20 protein-coding genes are annotated in these 19,225 nt (G+C 58.3%); 13 read left to right on the top strand and 7 right to left on the bottom strand.

What is annotated here, in order from left to right; translation table 11 throughout:
- The first annotated feature begins 80 nt into the window (after window positions 1–80).
- On the top strand, window positions 81–368 hold the full coding sequence (locus JXR15_RS03040) for an HU family DNA-binding protein (RefSeq protein WP_164644014.1): 288 nt from the start codon (window positions 81–83) through the stop codon (window positions 366–368).
- A gap of 58 nt (window positions 369–426) precedes the next feature.
- Here JXR15_RS03040 and cysK read toward each other — a convergent pair whose 3' ends face one another.
- Entirely contained in the window at window positions 427–1,491 is a 1,065-nt protein-coding gene (gene cysK, locus JXR15_RS03035; RefSeq protein ID WP_422051760.1) for a cysteine synthase A, read from the bottom strand.
- Between the two features lie 207 nt (window positions 1,492–1,698).
- On the bottom strand, window positions 1,699–2,742 hold the full coding sequence (locus JXR15_RS03030; protein WP_422051759.1) for a TRAP transporter substrate-binding protein: 1,044 nt from the start codon (window positions 2,740–2,742) through the stop codon (window positions 1,699–1,701).
- Window positions 2,743–3,077: 335 nt separating this feature from the next.
- Here JXR15_RS03030 and JXR15_RS03025 point away from each other — a divergent pair, with 335 nt between their 5' ends.
- From JXR15_RS03025 to JXR15_RS03015, 3 genes are read left to right on the top strand one after another with little or no spacing between them, the layout of a single operon-like run.
- Window positions 3,078–3,782: an ABC transporter permease gene (locus JXR15_RS03025; protein ID WP_422051758.1), complete on the top strand. Its 705-nt coding sequence runs from the start codon at window positions 3,078–3,080 to the stop codon at window positions 3,780–3,782.
- Entirely contained in the window at window positions 3,776–4,495 is a 720-nt protein-coding gene (locus JXR15_RS03020) for an ATP-binding cassette domain-containing protein (RefSeq protein WP_422051757.1), read from the top strand. The genes JXR15_RS03025 and JXR15_RS03020 overlap by 7 nt, the downstream gene beginning before the upstream one ends.
- The gene (locus JXR15_RS03015; protein WP_422051756.1) at window positions 4,492–5,301 is read left to right on the top strand and encodes a substrate-binding domain-containing protein; all 810 of its coding nucleotides are present in this window, start codon (window positions 4,492–4,494) and stop codon (window positions 5,299–5,301) included. The genes JXR15_RS03020 and JXR15_RS03015 overlap by 4 nt, the downstream gene beginning before the upstream one ends.
- A gap of 15 nt (window positions 5,302–5,316) precedes the next feature.
- Here the strand turns inward: JXR15_RS03015 and JXR15_RS03010 are convergent, their stop codons facing one another.
- The 4 genes from JXR15_RS03010 to JXR15_RS02995 are packed head-to-tail and all read right to left on the bottom strand — an operon-like array spanning window position 5,317 to window position 7,783.
- Window positions 5,317–5,796 carry a DUF6505 family protein gene (locus JXR15_RS03010; RefSeq protein ID WP_422051755.1) on the bottom strand — a complete coding sequence of 160 codons (480 nt, stop codon included), beginning with the start codon at window positions 5,794–5,796 and terminating at the stop codon, window positions 5,317–5,319.
- The gene (locus JXR15_RS03005; RefSeq protein WP_422051754.1) at window positions 5,796–6,521 is read right to left on the bottom strand and encodes a DUF4444 domain-containing protein; all 726 of its coding nucleotides are present in this window, start codon (window positions 6,519–6,521) and stop codon (window positions 5,796–5,798) included. Before JXR15_RS03005 ends, JXR15_RS03010 begins: the two co-directional genes overlap by 1 nt.
- The gene (locus tag JXR15_RS03000; protein ID WP_422051753.1) at window positions 6,518–7,582 is read right to left on the bottom strand and encodes an Mrp/NBP35 family ATP-binding protein; all 1,065 of its coding nucleotides are present in this window, start codon (window positions 7,580–7,582) and stop codon (window positions 6,518–6,520) included. The genes JXR15_RS03005 and JXR15_RS03000 overlap by 4 nt, the downstream gene beginning before the upstream one ends.
- Window positions 7,583–7,783: a DUF6494 family protein gene (locus JXR15_RS02995; RefSeq protein ID WP_295176848.1), complete on the bottom strand. Its 201-nt coding sequence runs from the start codon at window positions 7,781–7,783 to the stop codon at window positions 7,583–7,585.
- Window positions 7,784–7,862: 79 nt separating this feature from the next.
- Here JXR15_RS02995 and JXR15_RS02990 point away from each other — a divergent pair, with 79 nt between their 5' ends.
- Window positions 7,863–8,621, top strand: coding sequence for a hypothetical protein (locus tag JXR15_RS02990; RefSeq protein ID WP_422051752.1), 759 nt, complete (start codon window positions 7,863–7,865; stop codon window positions 8,619–8,621).
- On the opposite strand, the gene JXR15_RS02985 is transcribed toward JXR15_RS02990, so the two are convergent.
- Window positions 8,615–10,588 (bottom strand): 4Fe-4S binding protein, encoded by a 1,974-nt coding sequence (locus JXR15_RS02985; protein WP_422051751.1) that lies wholly within the window; start codon window positions 10,586–10,588, stop codon window positions 8,615–8,617. The genes JXR15_RS02990 and JXR15_RS02985 overlap by 7 nt on opposite strands.
- 331 nt (window positions 10,589–10,919) lie before the next feature.
- On the opposite strand from JXR15_RS02985, the gene JXR15_RS02980 reads away from it, so the two are divergent.
- From JXR15_RS02980 to JXR15_RS02945, 8 genes are all read left to right on the top strand, one after another.
- A complete protein-coding gene (locus tag JXR15_RS02980; protein ID WP_422051750.1) occupies window positions 10,920–11,477 on the top strand; it encodes a DUF3305 domain-containing protein in 558 nt (185 codons plus the stop codon).
- Window positions 11,474–12,133, top strand: a complete 660-nt coding sequence (locus JXR15_RS02975; protein ID WP_422051749.1) for a DUF3306 domain-containing protein — start codon at window positions 11,474–11,476, stop codon at window positions 12,131–12,133. The genes JXR15_RS02980 and JXR15_RS02975 overlap by 4 nt, the downstream gene beginning before the upstream one ends.
- Window positions 12,134–12,135: 2 nt before the next feature.
- Window positions 12,136–12,744 carry a TorD/DmsD family molecular chaperone gene (locus JXR15_RS02970; protein WP_422051748.1) on the top strand — a complete coding sequence of 203 codons (609 nt, stop codon included), beginning with the start codon at window positions 12,136–12,138 and terminating at the stop codon, window positions 12,742–12,744.
- Between the two features lie 51 nt (window positions 12,745–12,795).
- Window positions 12,796–12,987, top strand: a complete 192-nt coding sequence (locus tag JXR15_RS02965) for a ubiquinol-cytochrome c reductase iron-sulfur subunit N-terminal domain-containing protein (protein ID WP_422051747.1) — start codon at window positions 12,796–12,798, stop codon at window positions 12,985–12,987.
- 110 nt (window positions 12,988–13,097) lie between these two features.
- Entirely contained in the window at window positions 13,098–15,992 is a 2,895-nt protein-coding gene (locus tag JXR15_RS02960; protein WP_422051746.1) for a formate dehydrogenase subunit alpha, read from the top strand.
- Window positions 15,993–16,004: 12 nt separating this feature from the next.
- Window positions 16,005–16,598, top strand: a complete 594-nt coding sequence (gene fdh3B, locus JXR15_RS02955; protein WP_164644049.1) for a formate dehydrogenase FDH3 subunit beta — start codon at window positions 16,005–16,007, stop codon at window positions 16,596–16,598.
- Between the two features lie 134 nt (window positions 16,599–16,732).
- On the top strand, window positions 16,733–17,923 hold the full coding sequence (locus JXR15_RS02950) for a formate dehydrogenase subunit gamma (protein ID WP_422051745.1): 1,191 nt from the start codon (window positions 16,733–16,735) through the stop codon (window positions 17,921–17,923).
- Window positions 17,924–17,926: 3 nt separating this feature from the next.
- Window positions 17,927–19,225 carry a c-type cytochrome gene (locus JXR15_RS02945; protein WP_422051744.1) on the top strand — a complete coding sequence of 433 codons (1,299 nt, stop codon included), beginning with the start codon at window positions 17,927–17,929 and terminating at the stop codon, window positions 19,223–19,225.

The raw sequence follows: 19,225 nt of genomic DNA, 5'->3' as shown, positions 1-19,225 counted from the left end.
TTTATTGTGTTCACCCACAACATCCCGTTAAATGCCGGGCGTGAGGCCCTACTAATCGGGCAGACTAATGGAGACCTGAAATGGCAAAACCGATGACCAAGACCCAACTCGTTGCCGCTCTGGCCGAAGAAATGGGCTCTGACAAGAAATCCGCAGGCGCATCTCTGGAAGCCGTTTGCGCGCTGATCACCCGTGAAGTATCCGCTGGTGGCGCAGTGACCCTGCCAGGCGTTGGCAAAATTTACTGCCGTGAGCGTCCTGAGCGTATGGTTCGCAACCCAGCAACTGGTGAGCAGATCAAGAAAGACGCGGACAAGGTTGTGAAAATGACCATCGCCAAAGCGTTGAAAGACAGCGTGAACGGCTGATCGCACTGATCATTGTTTACGGAAAGGGTCGCTCGATTGAGCGACCCTTTTTGTTTTTTTAGAGCTGCGCGCTGGGCGTGGAGTGGGAGATGGTGATCTCTTCGTCCGACATGCCCTCTGCAATGCCGTCAAACAGCGGCGTGGAAAGGTAGCGCTCACCGGTGTCGGGCAGCATCACAAGGATGTTGGACCCGTCTGGGGCGGATTTTGCGACTTCAATGGCTGCGGCCAAAGTGGCGCCAGCCGAGATGCCCACCAAGATGCCTTCCTCAGACGCGAGGCGTTGCGACCATGTGATGCCATCCGGTCCCGGTGTTTTGATCAGCTGATCGTAGCCGTTTTTGTCCAGCGCCTCCTGCAGCACCCACGGGATGAAGTCCGGGGTCCAGCCCTGAATTGGGTGGGGTTCGAACGCAGGGTGGCTTTCGGTGGCCTGATTGGCGTCGTCCCGCGTGTTGATGTAGCCGGAGTCGACAAGCGCCGCATTGGCCGGTTCGGACAAGATGATCTTGGTGTCCGGGCTTTCGCGGCGCAGAACCCGCGACACACCAGCAACCGTTCCGCCGGTGCCGTAGCCGGTGACCCAGTAATCCAGTGAGGTGCCTGCAAAATCGTTCAGGATTTCGCGGGCGGTGGTGTTCTCGTGCATGTCGGCGTTGTCAGCGGTTTCAAACTGGCTGGCGAGGAACCAGTCGTTTTGCTCGGCCAACTCTTGTGCCTTTTTGTACATGCCAAAGCCTTTTTGCGCCTTAGGAGTCAGCACAACTTTCGCACCGAGAAACCGCATCAGCCGGCGACGTTCTACCGAGAAGGCCTCAGACATGGTGATGACCAGCGGGTAGCCTTTGGCGGCGCAGACCATGGCAAGGCCGATGCCGGTGTTGCCAGAGGTGGCTTCCACCACGGTTTGGCCGGGTTTCAGGCGGCCGTCTTTTTCCGCGGCTTCAATGATGTTGAGCGCAAGGCGGTCTTTCACGGAACCTGCTGGATTGGCGGCTTCGAATTTCACAAACATGTTTACATGTTTGGGCGCAATCCGATTGAGGCGGACAACTGGGGTGTCGCCGACTGTGTCCAGAATGCTGTCATAACGGCGGCCGCGGCCTTGGGTTTGGCGGGGCATAAGCGCCTCCTTTGCTTGTGCTTTCACACTTCAAGCTAAGTTGCGTTTTGGCAAAACGGTAGGTCCGTTAGGGTCGCAACCTCAAAAAAGGACAAGGCGCGATACAGCCCGTAAGGCGTGAGACATCGTTTTGCGGTATGCTGCTGACGGCAAACAAAAAGGCCGCAGCACGGGGCTGCGGCCAATCTTGTTCGCGATGGTGTGAAGTTACATGTTGTTCTTTTTGTACTCTTCCATCAGCGCTTTGGCTTCGTCGATCATGGCCTGACCGTCGAGGCCACGTTTGTCCATGTCGGCAATCCAAGTGGTGTAGATTGGCTGCACAACCTCAGCCCATTTGGCGGCATCTTCGGCAGACACTGTCACGATGTTGTTGCCACGGGCCACAGCCAGATCACGTGCGGGGGCGTCCATGTCCTGCATCACACCACCAGCAAAGATGGAGAATTCCACACCGGAATTCTTGTCCATCACCGCTTTCAGATCGTCTGGCATGGATTCGTAGCGATCTTTGTTCATCGCCAGCACAAAGGTCAGCGTGTAAAGCGCGTTGCCTTCAAACTCGGTGTGGTTGCCAACCAGCTCCGGCACTTTCAGTGCGGCGGTAACTTCCCATGGGATGGTGGTGCCATCAATGACACCTTTGGACAGCGCTTCTGGCACAGCTGGCACAGGCATGCCGATTGGCGAGGCGCCGGTCAGTTTCAGCAGTTCGTTGACCAAGCGCGAGCCGCCGCGAATTTTCATGCCTTTGAGGTCATCCGGGGAGGAGACCGCTGCGTTGGTGTGGAACATGCCCGGTCCATGCACCCAGGTGCCAAAGATCTTCAGGTTCTTAAACTCAGTGTCCTTCATGTGGGCGTCAAACATCTTCGCATAGGCATAAGAGCCCGCGCGTGCGTCTTCGACCATGAAGGGCAGTTCAAACACTTCGGTGGACGGGTAGCGGCCTGGGGTGTAGCCGACCACGGTCCAGACGATGTCGGCAACACCGTCGATGGCCTGGTCCATCAGCTCTGGTGGCTTACCGCCCAAGGACATGGCAGCATAGCGCTCGATCTTGATGCGGCCTTCGCTGTCTTTCTCAATGGCATCCGCCCAGACGTCCAAAATCAGCTTTGGCACATTGGCCTGCGGCGGCAGGAACTGGTGCATACGCAGGGTCACGTCTTGAGCCAGAGCGGTGGTGGCGCTGATCGCCATGGCGGCACCGGCGGCCAGTAGTTTGGAAATAGGTTTGCGCAGGGTCATGACGGTCCTCCCGATTGGTCTTTTCTCCCGATTGGGGAGAGTGTTGTTGATGCAGGGCGTCCTGCCAAGGGAAATTTGACCAGTTGGACATGTTTCTTTGTTTTGAGGGGATAATCCTGCCTAAAACTCTTGGGACAAAATGACATTTTGGCTTTGGAGCGAGTGGACAATTTGCGCCAATTCGGGGGGCTGCGTTAGGGTGATTTGGGAAAGTGAAACCGCCCTCTTGCCTCCGTGGCGAAATGGCACAATGACAACAGATGAGCCTGCCATAGGAGTGGCACGCTCCGGCCGCCGGGAGGGCAGGCCGCAGGGAGGGGCACCAGAGCGGTTGCATGAATGAATTACTGGCAGGCCTGCTGGAAGCGGGCCGACTGATCATCACTTTTGACGCGGATCTGATCGAGATTTCGCTGCGCTCGTTGCAGGTCACTCTGACCGCAGTGGCCATTGCGTCCGCGATAGGGTTGCCGCTGGGCTGTTGGCTGGCGGTGCGTCGGTTCCGCTTTCGCCGGTTTGTGATTGCCACGCTCAATGCGTTGATGGGACTGCCTCCAGTGGTGGTGGGGCTGATTGTCTATCTGTTGTTGTCACGGGCGGGGCCGTTTGGGGTGTTTGGATTGTTGTTCACACCCACAGCGATGATCATTGCGCAGGTGATTATTCTCACTCCCCTGATTGCTTCGATTGCCCATCAGGCCATTCGCGAACTATGGGCGCAGTACCATGATCTGTTGATTTCCATGAACACCACCCGCTGGCAGCGTATTGCCACCCTGTTGTGGGATGGACGTCGGGCGCTCCTGACAGCCTCATTGGCGGGATTTGGCCGAGGCATTGGTGAAGTGGGTGCAATCATGATTGTGGGCGGCAACATCGACAATGCCACGCGTGTTTTGACGACCGCAATTTCGCTGGAGACCGGAAAAGGCAACTTCTCCCTCGCCCTGGCCTTGGGCTTTGTGCTGATTGGCTTGGCGGTGGTGGTGAACCTGTTGATCCACACCTTGTCGCGGACGGAGGTGAGTGGCCGATGGTGACCTCTATTCTTCCTCTGACGGTGAAAGATGCGGTGGTGCGGCGGCGTGGCAAAACGCTGCTTGGGCCGGTGACCACCACAGTGAGTGACACTGGTCTGTCGATTGTGATGGGGCCAAATGGGGCCGGTAAGACCACGCTTCTGCGTTTGTTGCACGGCATGGAGCGGGTGTCTGGCGGTGGGTCGCTTGAGTGGCAAATCCCGGAGGAAGACGCCCGTGCGCTTCAGGCGTTTGTGTTTCAGGCGCCGATCATGATGCGGCGTACTGCGCTTGATAATGTGGCCTATCCGCTGATGACCCATAAGGTGTCCAAGAAGGATGCGCGGTCGCGCGCCGCAGAGTGGTTGGAGCGGGTTGGCTTGGCTGACAGTGCTCAGAAACAAGCCACAGTGTTGTCTGGCGGGGAGCGACAGAAGCTGGCACTGGCTCGGGCTTTGATCCGCAAACCTGAAATTTTGTTCCTTGATGAGCCCTGCGCCAATCTGGATGGCCGGGCGACGCGGGAATTTGAAACGCTGCTGATGCAGGCGTTCAAAGACGGCACACGCGTGGTGATGTCCACGCACGACATTGGTCAGGCACGGCGGCTGGCGGAGGATGTTTGGTTCATCCACCACGGTCACATTCTGGAGCAGACCCCTGCAGCGGAATTTTTTGCCTCACCCAAAACAAGTGAAGCGCGCGCATTTATTAATGGAGACATAGTCGAATGAAGTTTGGTACAACGCTTGCCGCGGTGGCCTTGGTATTGAGTGGCGCCATGGCATCGGCAGACACCATGAAAATGGCGGTCACAACCTCGTTCCACAACTCGGGCCTGTCGGATGTTTTGTTGCCGGAAATCCAGAAAGATCTGGGGCTGGAAGTGCAGCTTTTGGTTGTTGGCACTGGTCAGGCGCTGCGTTTGGGCGAAGCCGGTGACGTGGATGCAATTTTGGTGCATTCCAAGAAAGCGGAAGAAGCGTTTGTTGCGGGCGGCTACGGCACGCACCGTCGTGAGATCATGTACAATGATTTTGTGCTGATTGGTCCAAATGCCGACCCAGCCAAGATTGCTGATGCCAAAAGTGTTGTGGACGCGCTGACAGGGATTTCCGAAGCCAAAGCGGCGTTCGTGAGCCGTGGCGATGACAGCGGAACGCACAAGAAAGAGCTGTCGCTCTGGGCTGAGGCTGGTGTCGATGCGGATGCGCGTTCGGTGGATTGGTACAAGGAAGCTGGCGCTGGCATGGGCGCGTCCCTGAACACCGCGTCCGGCATGAACGGCTACATCATGAGCGACCGCGCAAGCTGGCTCAAGTTTGGCAACAAGGGCGACCTGGCGCTGCTGTATTCTGGCGATCCGGAACTGTTCAACCAGTATGCGTATATTCCGGTGAACCCGGAGAAGCACGGTCACGTGAAAACCGAACTGGCCAACAAGCTGGAAGCCTGGCTGGTGAGTGACCGCGCCAAAGAATTGATTGACGGCTACACTTTGAAAGGTGGCCGCCTGTTTATCTTCAACGCGGAACAGTAAACGTGTGGGTGCACGTCACTCGTCTGGGGTGACGTGCACTGCAAATTGCTCCAACTCGGCCTCCGCAGGGGCGATGCTGCGGAATTGCTCTTTCACACCGGCTTCGGTGAGTTCCCGGGCCACGGTCAGAAGCGTGTTGGCCTCATGCTCGGCGCAGAGATCCGCCATATGGGCAATTTCCTCTGCTGCCACAGGACGCGCAGCCTCAACCGAAGGCGCGCCGTAGACCTCCACAAAATGTTGGGCGAGCGCATCTGTCAGCGCTTCAACCTCTGCCGGCTCGATGGTGGTCACCGCGACAAAGGTCACACGGCCAAAGGTTTCCACACCCAGCCAGCCGTTGGCAAATGCTTGGCGTGCCTTGCCGGTCAGATCCGCCTCAGACCAGTTGGAAAACTCAAAGCCGCCGCTGATCGCCCATTCGCCGGTGCGGGCAGGGTTGAAGAAGACCCGCTGGTCGCTTTCATCAAAATGGATTGCACGTGCCAGAAGCATCAGCTGTCTCCTTCCAAGAGGCGGCCGAGCGGCAGCAGGCGGGTGTCTTCGCCGCTGCGCAGGAGCGCGCCAAAGTGTTCGTCTGTGCCAACAAAAGTGCCGGTTTCTTGTGTCTCGCCAAAGGCCCATTCGATCTCTTCGCCGAGGTTGTGTGCGAGACCGCGCCATTCGGTGGTGAGCGGCTTGAGGCCTTCGTCTTCCATCCGGTTGACCCAGACCAGCGTGTGCCGCACCCATGCGCCAAGCAGCTCATCGGGGCGCACGTCCAAACAGCCTTCTTCATAGAGGGCTGTTTGGTTTGGAGTGTCGCCGGGCGTGTCAGTGTTGGCTGGGATCAACGGTAAGTCCAAACCGACCACCAGCCAGTCCGGCACTTCGCCCGCCTCTTGCGTGGAGGCCGCCACGCGCATCTGGCCACAGCGCGCGCCATTGACCAAGATGCCGCCGGGCCAGTCCAGATGCACCGCCACTTCCGGTGGAGCCAATGCGCCAAGGGCGTTTTGAAAGCCGATGGCACAGCTGATCAGCACCGGCATGGCCTCGGTCAAAGGCACCTCAGGGGCAAAGACAATGGCGGCGCGCAGCTGATCCGCGGCAAGGTTGTAGACAACAAGCCCCGCGTCACATCCCATGATCGCTTGAGTCTTGGCCTTGGCAAAAGGATCCGCGCTGCCGGTCAGTGCGAGCCCTTCAAAAAGCGGCGGGAATTGCGGGGCCTCACTCATGCGTTGCCGTCCTCGATCAGCTGGCGCGCGAGGGTGCGGAAGGACTGTGCCTGTGAGCTGTCTGGTTTGGAGACCACAATGGGTGCACCTCCGTCAGCGGCCACACGGATGTCCAGCGCCAATGGGATCTCCGCAAGCAGCGGTACGCCGAGTTTTTCCGCTTCCGCAGCCACACCGCCGTGACCAAAGATGTGCTCTTCGTTGCCGCATTTGGAGCAGATGTGCGTGCTCATGTTCTCGATCATACCGACAATTGGCGTGCCGAGTTTTTCAAACATGTTGATGCCTTTACGGGCATCCAGAAGCGCGATGTCCTGTGGCGTAGAAACCACGAGCGCGCCGGTCAGTTCCGCCTTTTGCGCCAAAGTCATCTGTACGTCGCCGGTGCCCGGTGGAAGATCCACGATCAGCACATCCAGCGCGCCCCATTGGACTTGGCTCATCATTTGTTGCAACGCACCCATCAGCATTGGGCCACGCCAGACAACCGCTTCTTCTTCGCGGGTCATGAGGCCAATCGACATCATAGTGACCCCGTGGTTGCGCATTGGCAGGATGGTTTTGCCGTCGGGGCTCGACGGGCGCCCAGAAACACCCAGCATACGGGGCTGCGACGGGCCATAAACATCCGCGTCGAGCAAGCCCACGCGGCGGCCTTCAGCGGCCAGAGCGGCGGCGAGGTTGGCAGACACGGTGGATTTGCCGACGCCACCTTTGCCGGAGGCCACGGCCAGAATACGGTCGATGCCAGGGATCTTTTGCGGGCCTTGCGGCTCTGCTGGGCGGGAGCCCTTGAGGTCCGGTGGCGGCTTGGAGGCGGCATGTGCGGTCATAACGATGGAGACGCTGTCCACGCCGTCCAGCGCGTTTAGTTTGTCCTCGATTTCAACCTTCATCGGTTGCATCGCTTGCGCGCGGGCCGGGTCGATTTCCAGCACAAAGCGGACTTCGCCGCCATCCACGTTCAGTGCGCGAACCATGCCGGAGGCCACCAGATCAGATCCAGAAGCGGGATCAGTGAAGCCTTTGAGGATGTTCAGAATATCGTCGCGGTTTGCCATTTAGCCACGCCCTTTGATCTGACCGGTGACAACATGCTCCATGTCCAGGCCATCAATGGTTAGCACCATCTTGGCGGTGAACTCTTTGCCGTCGGTGGCCTCGGCCCCGGCGGAGCGCATGGCGTCCTCGATCGCTTGCTGGCTGGTGACGCCAACCTGCTTGAGGAACTTGCGCATGCTCATATTAAAATCTTCGCTCATAGGTGGATATCCTTCTGCCTAGGGCATTCTACTTGGGTCCATGTTGACGCATGCCGTGGCGCAGGCCTAGGTTTGAGTCATGGAAGTTTTTCGGTCTTTGAGTGTTGTGGCTTTGGCTGCGGTTGCCATTTGTGTCGCTGGTACCGTTTGGGCGCAAGGCAAAACCACGACGCTTTTGGTCGCGCCGGAGCTGCAAGACAGCGGTGTCATTAAATTCATGTTGCCCCGGTTCACGTTGAAACACGGCGTGCGGGTGACCATTGTGGCCGAAGGCGCCGCCGCAGGCAGCCTGATCAGCGGTGGCGATACAGCAGTTTTTTCGCGAGATGGGGCCAACTTCGGCCTGACCGTGCACCAGACGGATGACCCGCATATGGCGACATTGGCGGACTGGCTGACGGGGGACGTTGGGCAGCGCACGGTGTTGAGTTTCAAACAGGACGGGCAGCCGGTGTTTGAGGTGCCGATTGTGGCGGTTGAGGCTGAGGTTGAGGCGGAATTGGACGGCGATGCTGCGCGCGGGGCGGAACTGGCTCTGAGCGCCTGTGGCCGCTGCCATGTTGTTGGCGACGTTAACCGAATGAACGGCATTGGCTCCACGCCCAGCTTTGCGGTGCTGCGCAGTCTGGATGGCTGGATGGAACGATTCTGGGCGTTTTACGCGCTGAACCCGCATCCCTCTTTCACCATCATTCCCGACGTTACCGAACCGTTTGACGAGACCCGCCCGTCCCCGATCAGCCCCGTCACCTTGACGCTGGAGGAGCTGGAGAACATCGTGGCCTACACCGCGACCATGGCCCCGGCAAATTTGGGAGCGCCGGTTGTCCATCAGTGATCGCGGCGCTTGCTAAAGTAGTCTTCAGAGGTGCGGACTTGTGGGCGATCGTTGCCTGCAAACGGGTTGTTTTCCTGATGGAACTGCGCGTTTACGCGGCAATCGTCACACATGCGGATCATGCGGGCGGCGTCTGAGGTGGCAAACATGGCGTGTTTGCCTTCGAGCTTCTCAACAATACGCTCGATGGTGGATTTCACCCCAAATGGCGTGCCACATTCGATGCAGTCAAACGGTTCTTCTTCATGCACAATCTGCTGGGACAGTGCAGCGTCTGAAGTGTTCATCTGGGGCACCAAGGAGATGGCGTTTTCCGGGCAGACGTGGGTGCAGAGGCCACATTGCAGGCAAGCGTCTTCCTGAAAGCGCAGCTGCGGTTTGTCTGGATTGTCCCCCAAAGCGCCCGCCGGGCAGAGGGACGCGCAGGAGAGGCAGAGCGTGCAGGCGTCTTTGTCGACAAGCACCGCGCCGTAAGGGGCGTTTTCCGGCAGAGGCAGCGGTGTGTTTAGAACGCCATGCAGCGCTTTCACCGCGAGGCGGGTGACTTGGCGGCGATTGCCTAAAGGCAGTACGGGCGTAATGCCGGACAGGCCGCTGGCCGCGCCATAAAGCGCATCACAGAGTGCGGTGGGTTCTGCCGGGTCCAGAATGCGCAGGGCGTCACTGTCACCGATGAGCGCTTGCGCCAGCAGCAGCTCACTGTCGAGTGCGCCGCGGTCCGTGGTTGGCGCGGCCAACACGTCCACACCAACAAAGCCGCTGGAGAGCGCAGCCAGCATTTCGGCGTGGCCAAAGCCGCTCACGCGTTCGAGGTCCAGCGGAATCACTTTGGCGGGCAAACCACGATCATGTCGGGCGGCCAGTGCGATCAGCTCGGCACCAAATTTGCGGTCGTGCACCAAGAGGCGTGGGGTCTCGCCGCCAGCATTGCGGTAGGCTTCGGCCAAACTATTGATGCGGGCATAGAGCGCGCTAACCGGTGGGTCATCATAGGTGATGGCGCCAGATGGGCAGAGCGCGGCACAAGAACCGCAGCCGGCGCAGATGTTGGGATCAATGTCGATGTGGTCACCTGCGGGGCGGATTGCCGACGTTGGGCAGACGTCCAGACATTTGGAACACCCGGTCTGTTCCGCGCGAGAGTGGGCACAGATGCTGGGTTCCAGTGACAGGTAGAGTGGTTTCTCAAAGGTACCAACCAGATGGGAGGCCTCAAAGATGGCAGCGTGGGTGGCAGGCAGGCTCTTTGGGTCCGCCAGCAGATAGCCTTCGCGTTTTTCCGGTGCAGGGAAAAGCGGTGTCTCGCCACGCAAGTCGAGCAGGATGTCGCAGGTGGTTTTGGCGCCGTTGCGCGGCTCACCAAAGGTTGCTGCGCCGCGTTCGGATGAGTTCACTTGTTGCAGCGCGTCGATTTCAACGGTGAAATTGCCAAGCGCACCGGAGGCTTTTTTCAACTGCCCGGCGACCACGTCAAAGTCGCGATCTTCCGGCGCGTCGGTTCCGGGCGCAAGGAGAACGGTGACGCTCAAGAAGTCTTTTAGCTGACGTGCGGCAGCGAGGGCAGCTTCTTCCGGTCCCACGATCAGGCAGAGGCCCTCGGAGGTGATGTCGAAGGTTTTGGTGGCCGGGGTGGTCCGCAAACCGTCCGCCAGAAGGGCGGCAGATTTGGGTCCGGCACTGGTGCCTTCCTCTGACCAAGCCGCGCGATCGCGCAGGTCGACAAAGGTGGGTTCAGGCAGGGACAATTCGTCCGCAAGCTCGGCGAAAAAACGCTGTTCCTGGGTGCAGGTGACGCAGGTTGTTGTGGGGTCTTCGGCGGACTGCAATAGCTGTGCAGCGGTTTGCATCTCAGCTGCGCCAAGGGGGGTGTTCACTTTGGAGCATTGCACCGTGCCAACAGAGTCGAAGCCCTCTGTATTCAACGGCATACTTTTCGAACAGTTACACAAAATCAATGTCTTAGACATGATTTCCTCCCAGAAAATACCCCCAAGAGGAGGTGTAGATTTGCGTCAGAAATGCATGTTTCTGCTTCTGCGTAAAGCCCTCGGCTCCTGCCGAATCGCTGGAAATTGACCCAGCGTAAAACCAAGTGATTCTATTGGTTTTTAGGGGATGTGGACAATCTGTCCGCGCGTTGTGTTGGGTGGAGAATGGCTGGTCCAAAATGTCCAGTTTTTCACGCGAAATGCGCCTGTTTTGCGTTTTCCTTTGGCAAGGCTCAGGAAAGCGTCGAAGTTAAAGATGCCTGCAAAAAAATTTCAGACGACTGCGTGGGCATGGGAGGAAGACAAATTCATGCGCCAAGCGCCGGTATCATTGCCGTTGGGCATCGTGATCCGCAGAACGCCCTCGGCCAACCGCTGGGCGAAATTTGCGTGGCAGGCTGTTGGCGTGCTCCCTGGGGCCGCCCAGGCTGACTGGCGTGTGATGCGCGAAGAAGAAGGGGCGGTGGAATTTCATGCCGCAACCGTGCCGCTTGAATTGTGGCACACCGACACCGAAGCCTATCTGACCACCCTGACAGCCCGTGTGCCGTCGATTGGCGTGGTGATGCGCGAAGCAGAAGATGGTGATGCGGACCGGCCATATGAGGTGCTGCTGGCAACGGCTTCTGCGTATGAGTTCCAAGACTATGCCGACAGCGGCGAGGAGCTGCTGGAGTTGGTGCCAATGCCGGAGGGGCTTGTTGCCTTCCTGCGTGACTTTGTCGAAGAGCACCACGAAGAAGAGACCTTTGTAAAACGTCGCCGTGACAAGAAGCGGATTGATCTGGTCGAAGATGGGCGCGGCGATGCGCGTATTTCCCAGATTTCCGACGTGTATCGCGCACCCCGCACCGGGAGGCCAAATTGAGCCGCGGTGGAGATTTCTGGGCGCGTCGAAAGGCGGGCGTTGCAGCGGAGGCTGAAGCCGAAGTTGTGGCCGTTGAGAAGGCAGATCTGGCGCAGGCTCATGCGGAGCTTGAAGAGAAGTCGGACGCAGAGATTTTGGCGGAGCTGGATTTGCCGGACCCGGATGCGCTTGAAAAAGGCGATGACTTCTCGGTGTTTTTGGAAAAAGCCGTGCCGGAGCGCATTCGCCGTCGGGCGTTGCGGAAACTGTGGCTGAGCAATCCCGTGTTGGCCAACATCGATGAGCTTGTGGACTACGGCGAAGACTTCACCGACAGCGCGATGGCCGTGGAGGCCATTCAAACCACCTACCAGGTGGGCAAAGGCATGCTGGAACACGTAAAAGAGATGGCGCGGCAGGAAGAAGAGGCCAACGCTTTGGCGGAAGGTCGCGTCTCGCTGGAAGACTTTGAAGTGCAGGCTGACGCGGCCCTGGTTGAGAGCTCTGACGAGAGTGATGAGGCCGAGGTCGAAGAGGTTGCACCAATTGCTGTGGTGGCCGAAGCTGAGGCTCCTACTGAACCATTCCCTGATGCGGAGGCGCTCCCTGTTGCCCCTTTGCGTCGCCGTATGCGGTTTGAGTTTGCCGCATCAGAAACGACTGAAGAGAGGGTATAGCGATGAGCCAAGCCGTCACCGACACCCACGTTGCCGAAGAGGATCTGCTGCGCGCGGATCTTTACGATTTTCTGGCCGCCCTTTTGGCCAACCCGCCAAGCAAAGATCTGTTGCAACATGCCGCCGCATTGGGTGGCGATGACAGCGACCTTGGTCAGGCGATCAGCACCTTGGCCCGCGTGGCCAAAGCCACAAATGCCGCCGCTGTGGAGAGCGAGTTCAACGCGCTGTTCATCGGCCTGGGCCGCGGTGAGCTGATGCCGTTTGCCTCGTACTATCTGACCGGCTTTTTGAACGAAAAGCCGCTGGCCAGTCTGCGGGCGGATATGGCGGCGTTGCGCATCACCCGCGCGCCAAATGTGTATGAGCCGGAAGACAACATCGCCAGCTTGCTGGAGATGATGGCGGGTATGATCCGTGGTCGTTTTGGCGAGCCGGTGCCGCTGCAAAAGCAAAAAGATTTCTTCTTCACCCACATCGCCGCTTGGGCGGAGCACTTCTTTTCCGATTTGGAAGCGGCGCAAAACTCGGTGCTCTACGCGCCGGTGGGCACGGTGGGCAAAGCCTTCCTCGAGATTGAAACGCAGGCGTTCCGCATGGGGGCGGACTAAACGTCATTTGAAACCGTCGGACCCCGACCGACCCAAAACAAGGAGCTCGCCATGAGCAAGCCAGACGAAAAAGGCGCCAGTCGGCGTGATTTTCTGAAGCTCGCAACAGCAGCAGCCCCAGCAGCTGCAGCAGTTGTAGCCATGTCGCCACAGGCGGCGGAAGCACAGCCAGCTGATCTGTCTCGCACCGAGATGCAGGACACCGCGCACACCCGCGCATACCTCGATAGCACCCGGTTCTGATCGGACGTTATCACACCCGCCCCCGACCACTGGTTGCGTGACGCCCACCGGTCGGGATTTTGAGACTAACCGAGCCAGCCTCGACAAACGGGGCAGCAAGGGAGGAAAGAATGCTAAGGAAAAAGACCAACGGGGTTGCGCGACGCCCCCAGCGGACAAGTATCCTGTCTGTCGCAGCTGAAAAAGCTGTGGATCGACGCACATTTTTGCGTGGATCCGGTCTCGCCATTGGTGGACTGGCAGCGATTGGTGCCACCGGTGGCACCGTTACTCAGGCGCAGGCGCAAGACGCCGCAAATACTGCCGTTCAAACCATCAAATCCGTATGTACCCACTGTTCTGTGGGTTGTACCGTTGTGGCCGAAGTTCAAAGCGGTGTCTGGATTGGGCAAGAGCCTGGTTGGGACAGCCCGTTTAACCTCGGGGCCCACTGTGCCAAAGGCGCATCGGTGCGTGAACACGCCCACGGTGAACGCCGCCTGAAGTACCCCATGAAAAAAGAGGGTGGTGAGTGGAAGCGCATCAGCTGGGAACAGGCGATCGACGAGATCGGCGACGGCATGAACCAGATCCGCGAAGAAAGCGGCCCTGACAGTGTGTATTGGCTGGGGTCAGCCAAGCACAACAACGAACAGGCGTATCTGTTCCGCAAGTTTGCGGCCTATTGGGGCACCAACAACGTGGATCACCAGGCGCGTATCTGTCACTCCACCACGGTTGCGGGTGTAGCGAACACATGGGGCTACGGCGCCATGACCAACTCCTACAACGACATCCACAACTCCAAAGCCATCTTCATCATTGGCGGCAACCCGGCTGAAGCTCACCCGGTTTCCCTGTTGCACGTGCTGCGCGCAAAAGAGCGCAACAACGCACCGCTGATCGTGTGTGACCCACGCTTCACGCGTACGGCGGCCCACGCAGATGAATATGTGCGCTTCCGTCCCGGCACCGATGTGGCGCTGGTGTGGGGCATTCTGTGGCACATCTTCGAAAACGGTTGGGAAGACAAAGAGTTCATCCGCACCCGTGTTTGGGGCATGGATCAGATCCGTGACGAAGTGCGCAGCTGGAACCCAGAAGAAGTGGAACGCGTGACCGGGGCTCCTGGTGAGCAACTGCGCCGTGTGGCACGTCAACTGGTGAACAACCGTCCAGGCACCGTGATCTGGTGTATGGGTGGGACGCAGCACACCAACGGTAACAACAACACCCGCGCGTACTGCATTTTGCAGCTGGCCCTTGGCAACATGGGCACCGAGGGTGGTGGTACCAACATCTTCCGTGGTCACGACAACGTACAAGGCGCAACCGACCTTGGCGTGTTGAGCCACACCCTGCCAGGCTACTACGGCCTGTCCAAAGGCGCTTGGGCGCACTGGGGACGTGTGTGGGAAGAAGATGGCGAATGGCTGAATGGCCAGTTTGCCAAAACCACCGCAGCGGACGGTAAAGAAAAGTCGCTTCAGAACCTCACTGGTATTCCGGTGTCGCGCTGGATCGATGGTGTTCTGGAAGATCCTGAGAACATGGACAACCCGGACAAAGTCCGTGCCATGGTGCTTTGGGGCCACGCGCCAAACTCTCAGACCCGTGGTCGCGAGATGAAAACCGCGATGGAAAAGCTGGACATGCTGGTTGTAGTTGACCCGTATCCAACCGTTTCCGCCGTGCTTCATGACCGGACCGACGGTGTTTACCTGTTGCCAGCCTGTACGCAGTTTGAAACCCGTGGCTCTGTCACCGCTTCAAACCGCTCGCTACAGTGGCGTGATCAGGTTGTGGCTCCGCTCTTTGAGAGCAAGCCGGACCATGAGATCATGGGCATGTTCGCCAACAAGTTTGGCTGGGCAGATCGTTTCTTCCGCAACATCGAGATGGAAGATGAAAACACACCTAACATTGAAAGCGTCACACGCGAGTTCAACAAAGGTATGTGGACGATTGGTTACACCGGTCAGACGCCAGAGCGCATCAAGAAGCACATGGCGAACCAGCACACCTTTGACCGCACCACGCTGCGCGCCAACGGTGGCCCTGCAGATGGTGACTACTACGGTCTGCCATGGCCATGCTGGGGTGACGAGGAGCTGAACCACCCAGGCACACCAAACCTCTATGACATGTCCAAACGTGTCTCTGAGGGTGGTTTGACTTTCCGCGCCCGCTTTGGTGTGGAACGTGACGGTCAGAATCTCTTGGCCGAAGGTGTCGCAAGCTTGGATTCCGAGATCCAGGACGGCTATCCAGAGTTCACCATGCAGATGCTGATGGACCTTGGTTGGGACGGCGACCTGACGGACGAAGAGCGTGCCTCCATCGAGGCTGTGGCTGGTCCAAAGACCAACTGGAAAACCGACCTTTCCGGCGGTATCCAGCGGGTTGCGATCAAACACGAGTGTGCGCCGTTTGGTAACGCCAAGGCTCGTGCCGTTGTGTGGACATTCCCGGATCCGGTGCCGCTGCACCGCGAGCCGCTCTACACACCGCGTCGTGACTTGGTTGAGGACTACCCGACCTATGAGGATCGGAAGTTCTACCGTCTGCCAACCATGTATGCTTCCATCCAGAAGAACGACTTCAGCAAGGATTACCCAATCATCCTGACGTCCGGTCGACTGGTGGAATACGAAGGTGGTGGTGAAGAGACCCGCTCCAACCCATGGCTGGCTGAACTGCAGCAGGACATGTTTGTGGAGATCAACCCGCGTGATGCGAATGATCTTGGCATCCGTGACCGGTCACAGGTTTGGGTCGAAGGCCCAGAGGGCGGCAAGGTCAAAGTTATGGCCATGCTCACCAACCGGGTTGGCGCAGGCGTTGCCTTTATGCCGTTCCACTTTGGTGGTCACTTCGAAGGGAAGGATCTGCGGGACAAATACCCAGCAGGCGCCGACCCATATGTGTTGGGGGAAAGCACCAACACGGCACAAACCTATGGCTATGACAGCGTGACTCAGATGCAAGAGACCAAGACCACTCTTTGCAAAATCTGGGCAGCTTAAGGAGAGAGAGAAATGGCAAGAGCAAAGTTTCTCTGTGACGCAGAACGCTGCATCGAATGCAACGCCTGTGTAACGGCCTGTAAGAACGAGCATGAGGTGCCTTGGGGCATCAACCGGCGCCGTGTTGTCACCATCAACGACGGCAACCCGGGTGAGCGTTCGATCTCGGTGGCATGTATGCACTGTTCCGACGCGCCTTGTATGGCCGTGTGTCCGGTGGATTGCTTCTACCAGAACGAAGAAGGTGTTGTGCTGCACTCCAAAGACCTCTGCATTGGCTGTGGTTACTGCTTCTACGCGTGTCCGTTTGGCGCGCCGCAGTATCCGCAGGCAGGCAACTTTGGCAGCCGTGGCAAGATGGACAAATGTACCTTCTGTGCCGGTGGCCCGGAGGAGAACCACTCCAACGCGGAATTCTCCAAATATGGCCGCAACCGGATTGCAGAAGGCAAACTGCCTCTCTGCGCCGAGATGTGTTCCACCAAAGCGCTGCTGGCGGGTGACGGGGACGTTGTGTCCGCGATCTACCGTGAGCGCGTTGTGGCACGCGGTTTTGGTTCCGGTGCATGGGGCTGGGGTACAGCCTACGAACAGAAAGGCGGCTAAGGCCGAGCTTTCAATTGCTGGTGGCGCGAGATCTCGCGCCGCCACTACATCAGACACAACTGTCTCAAACGAGATGCGGTGGCTTTCCATGCGGGAAAGGGCCGCTATTTGACTATTCAAACATCGAGGATGTGATGCGCGCGCTTCTCTGGATTGCACTAAGTTTTATGTTGGCTTTGCCTGGTTTCGCTCAAGAGGTGCCCGATCGCGCTGCGACAGGTGGTGCCCAGACGCTGGAAGACATTATGGCCCGTCAACGTGGCGAGAAGTTGGATGACAATTTCCGGCGTGACGCAACCGGACAGGGCAACGTCGAAGCGTTGATTGGCCAGCTTGGTACCCGTGGCACAGCCTCAGATGCGGAAGTGTTCCGCGCGTTGCGTTACGGCAGCGCTGATACACGGACCGCCGCCCGCGGCCCAACCACCGGGCTGCTTATTCAAGATTCCGGCATGGCGTGGCTCGCCTTCCGTGAGGGGCCAATGCTGACATACGGTCTGTGGTTCCTTGGCGGGATGACTCTGACCATCCTTGCTTTCTACCTCTATCGCGGGAAGATCCTGATCGACGGGCCAAAGACTGGCCGCATGATCATCCGTTTTGCGGCCTTTGAGCGGTTCTGCCACTGGGTCATGGGCGTAAGCTTCATCCTACTTGGCCTGACCGGTCTTTACCTCATTGCCGGACGCAAATTCCTGATCCCATGGATGGGCCATAGCATCTATGCCGACATCGCTGAGGCGGGAAAATGGGTGCACAACAACATCTCCTGGGCCTTCATGATCAGCCTGGTGTTTGTGTTCCTCATTTGGGTCAAGCACAACATTCCGGATCGCGGCGACATCAAATGGATGGCCAAAGCCGGCGGTCTGTTCTCCAAAGGTGTGCACCCGCCCGCCAAGAAATTTAACGCTGGTCAGAAGATTGTGTTCTGGTCCGTGATCATTCTGGGCTTCTCGATTTCCCTGTCCGGTGTGGCTTTGCTGTTCCCGTTTGAAGTCTCGGTGTTTGCCAAGACCTTCCAGATCATCAACATGACCGGCCTGCCAAATCTGATTATGGGCGCGCCTCTGCCGGAAGTCCTGAGCCCCTATGAAGAGATGCAGCTGTCGCAGCTCTGGCATGGCATCGTCGCCTTTGTCTTCATCGGTATCATTATTGCACACATCTATCTGGGCAGCGTCGGTATGGAAGGTGCGCTTGAAACCATGGCCACCGGTGAGGTGGATGAACAGTGGGCCAAAGAGCACCACTCGATCTGGTATGACGAAGAGATGGCAAAGGCCAAAGACGCCGCGCCGGATCAAGCCACACCTGCGGAATGATCCATGCGGGTGTGGGCGCCACTTCTGGCACTCTTGTTGTGGCCGATGGTCACGCTGGCGGGTGAGTTTTTCACCCTGGAAGGCCACGGCGGTCCCATCAAAGGGATTGCAGTGTCGCCGGACGGTCAACGTGTTCTGACCGCCAGTTTTGACAACGCGCTTGGGCTGTGGTCCGGGCGTGTGCCGAGGTGGCTGGACGGCCATGAGGCTGCGGTCAATACGGTGGCTTTTGTTGATGACACCCGCGCAGTGTCTGGCGGAGATGATTTTGCGGTGCGGCTGTGGGACTTGGCGGACGGCACGTCGCAAGAGCTTGGCCGACACAAAGGCAAGGTTATGTCGGTGCGCGTATCCGCAGATCAGCAGATGGTCGCGTCCGCAAGTTGGGACGGAACGGTTGGACTTTGGACGCTTGATGGCGCTGCACCGCGGTTTCTTGAGGTTGGGTCCAACGTCAACGATGTGGCGTTTGGCTCGAGTGACTCCCTGCTTTTTGTCGGCGCGGCAGATGGCAAGATTCGAATCTATGATGTGGCCACAGGTGACATGCGGCAGCTGTTTATCTCTAATGGATTTGGCGTCAACAATCTGGTGCTTAATGAAGCGGCGGGGTGGCTCGCCTTTGGTGCCGTGGATGGCGTGACCAAAATTGTCGACGTGCAAACGGCAGCGTTGATCAAAGACGTGACGCTGGACCGTCGCCCGATCTTGGCAATGTCCCTGGATCGCCAAGGTCAACATCTCGCAGTTGGTGATGGTGAGGGGTTTATCCTACTGCTCAACACCAAAGACTGGACCGTTGCCAACGATTTTCGCGCCACCCATCGGGGGCCAATTTGGGCGCTAGCATTCTCTAAGAACGGCGAGAACGTGCATGCTGGCGGGCTGGATGACGCCATGTTCAGTTGGCCGATGTCGGACCAAGGTGACGCACCGCGCATGGTGTCACATGACCGCGCCTTTCTGAATGGCAATGACAGTGCCTCCAACGGCGAACGTCAGTTCCAGCGCAAATGTTCCATTTGCCACACTCTGTCCGGCGACAGCGCGCGTCGGGCTGGGCCAACCCTTAAAAACGTATTTGGTCGCCGCGCTGGCGCCGTGGCTGATTACAGCTATTCCGACACTTTACAGACTTCAGACATTGTCTGGTCCGCGCAAACCATTGATGCGCTTTTTGATTTGGGACCAGACGTGTATATTGCGGGTACAAAAATGCCAGTTCAGCGCATCGCCCGCGCCGAGGATCGTGCAGATCTCATCGAGTTTCTGCGGACTTACAGCGACATCAAGGACGACTGA

This window comes from Shimia sp. (genome assembly GCF_049116215.1).
In the GTDB taxonomy this organism is placed as follows: Bacteria; Pseudomonadota; Alphaproteobacteria; order Rhodobacterales; family Rhodobacteraceae; genus Shimia.
This window is presented reverse-complemented; position numbering and strand designations above follow the sequence as displayed.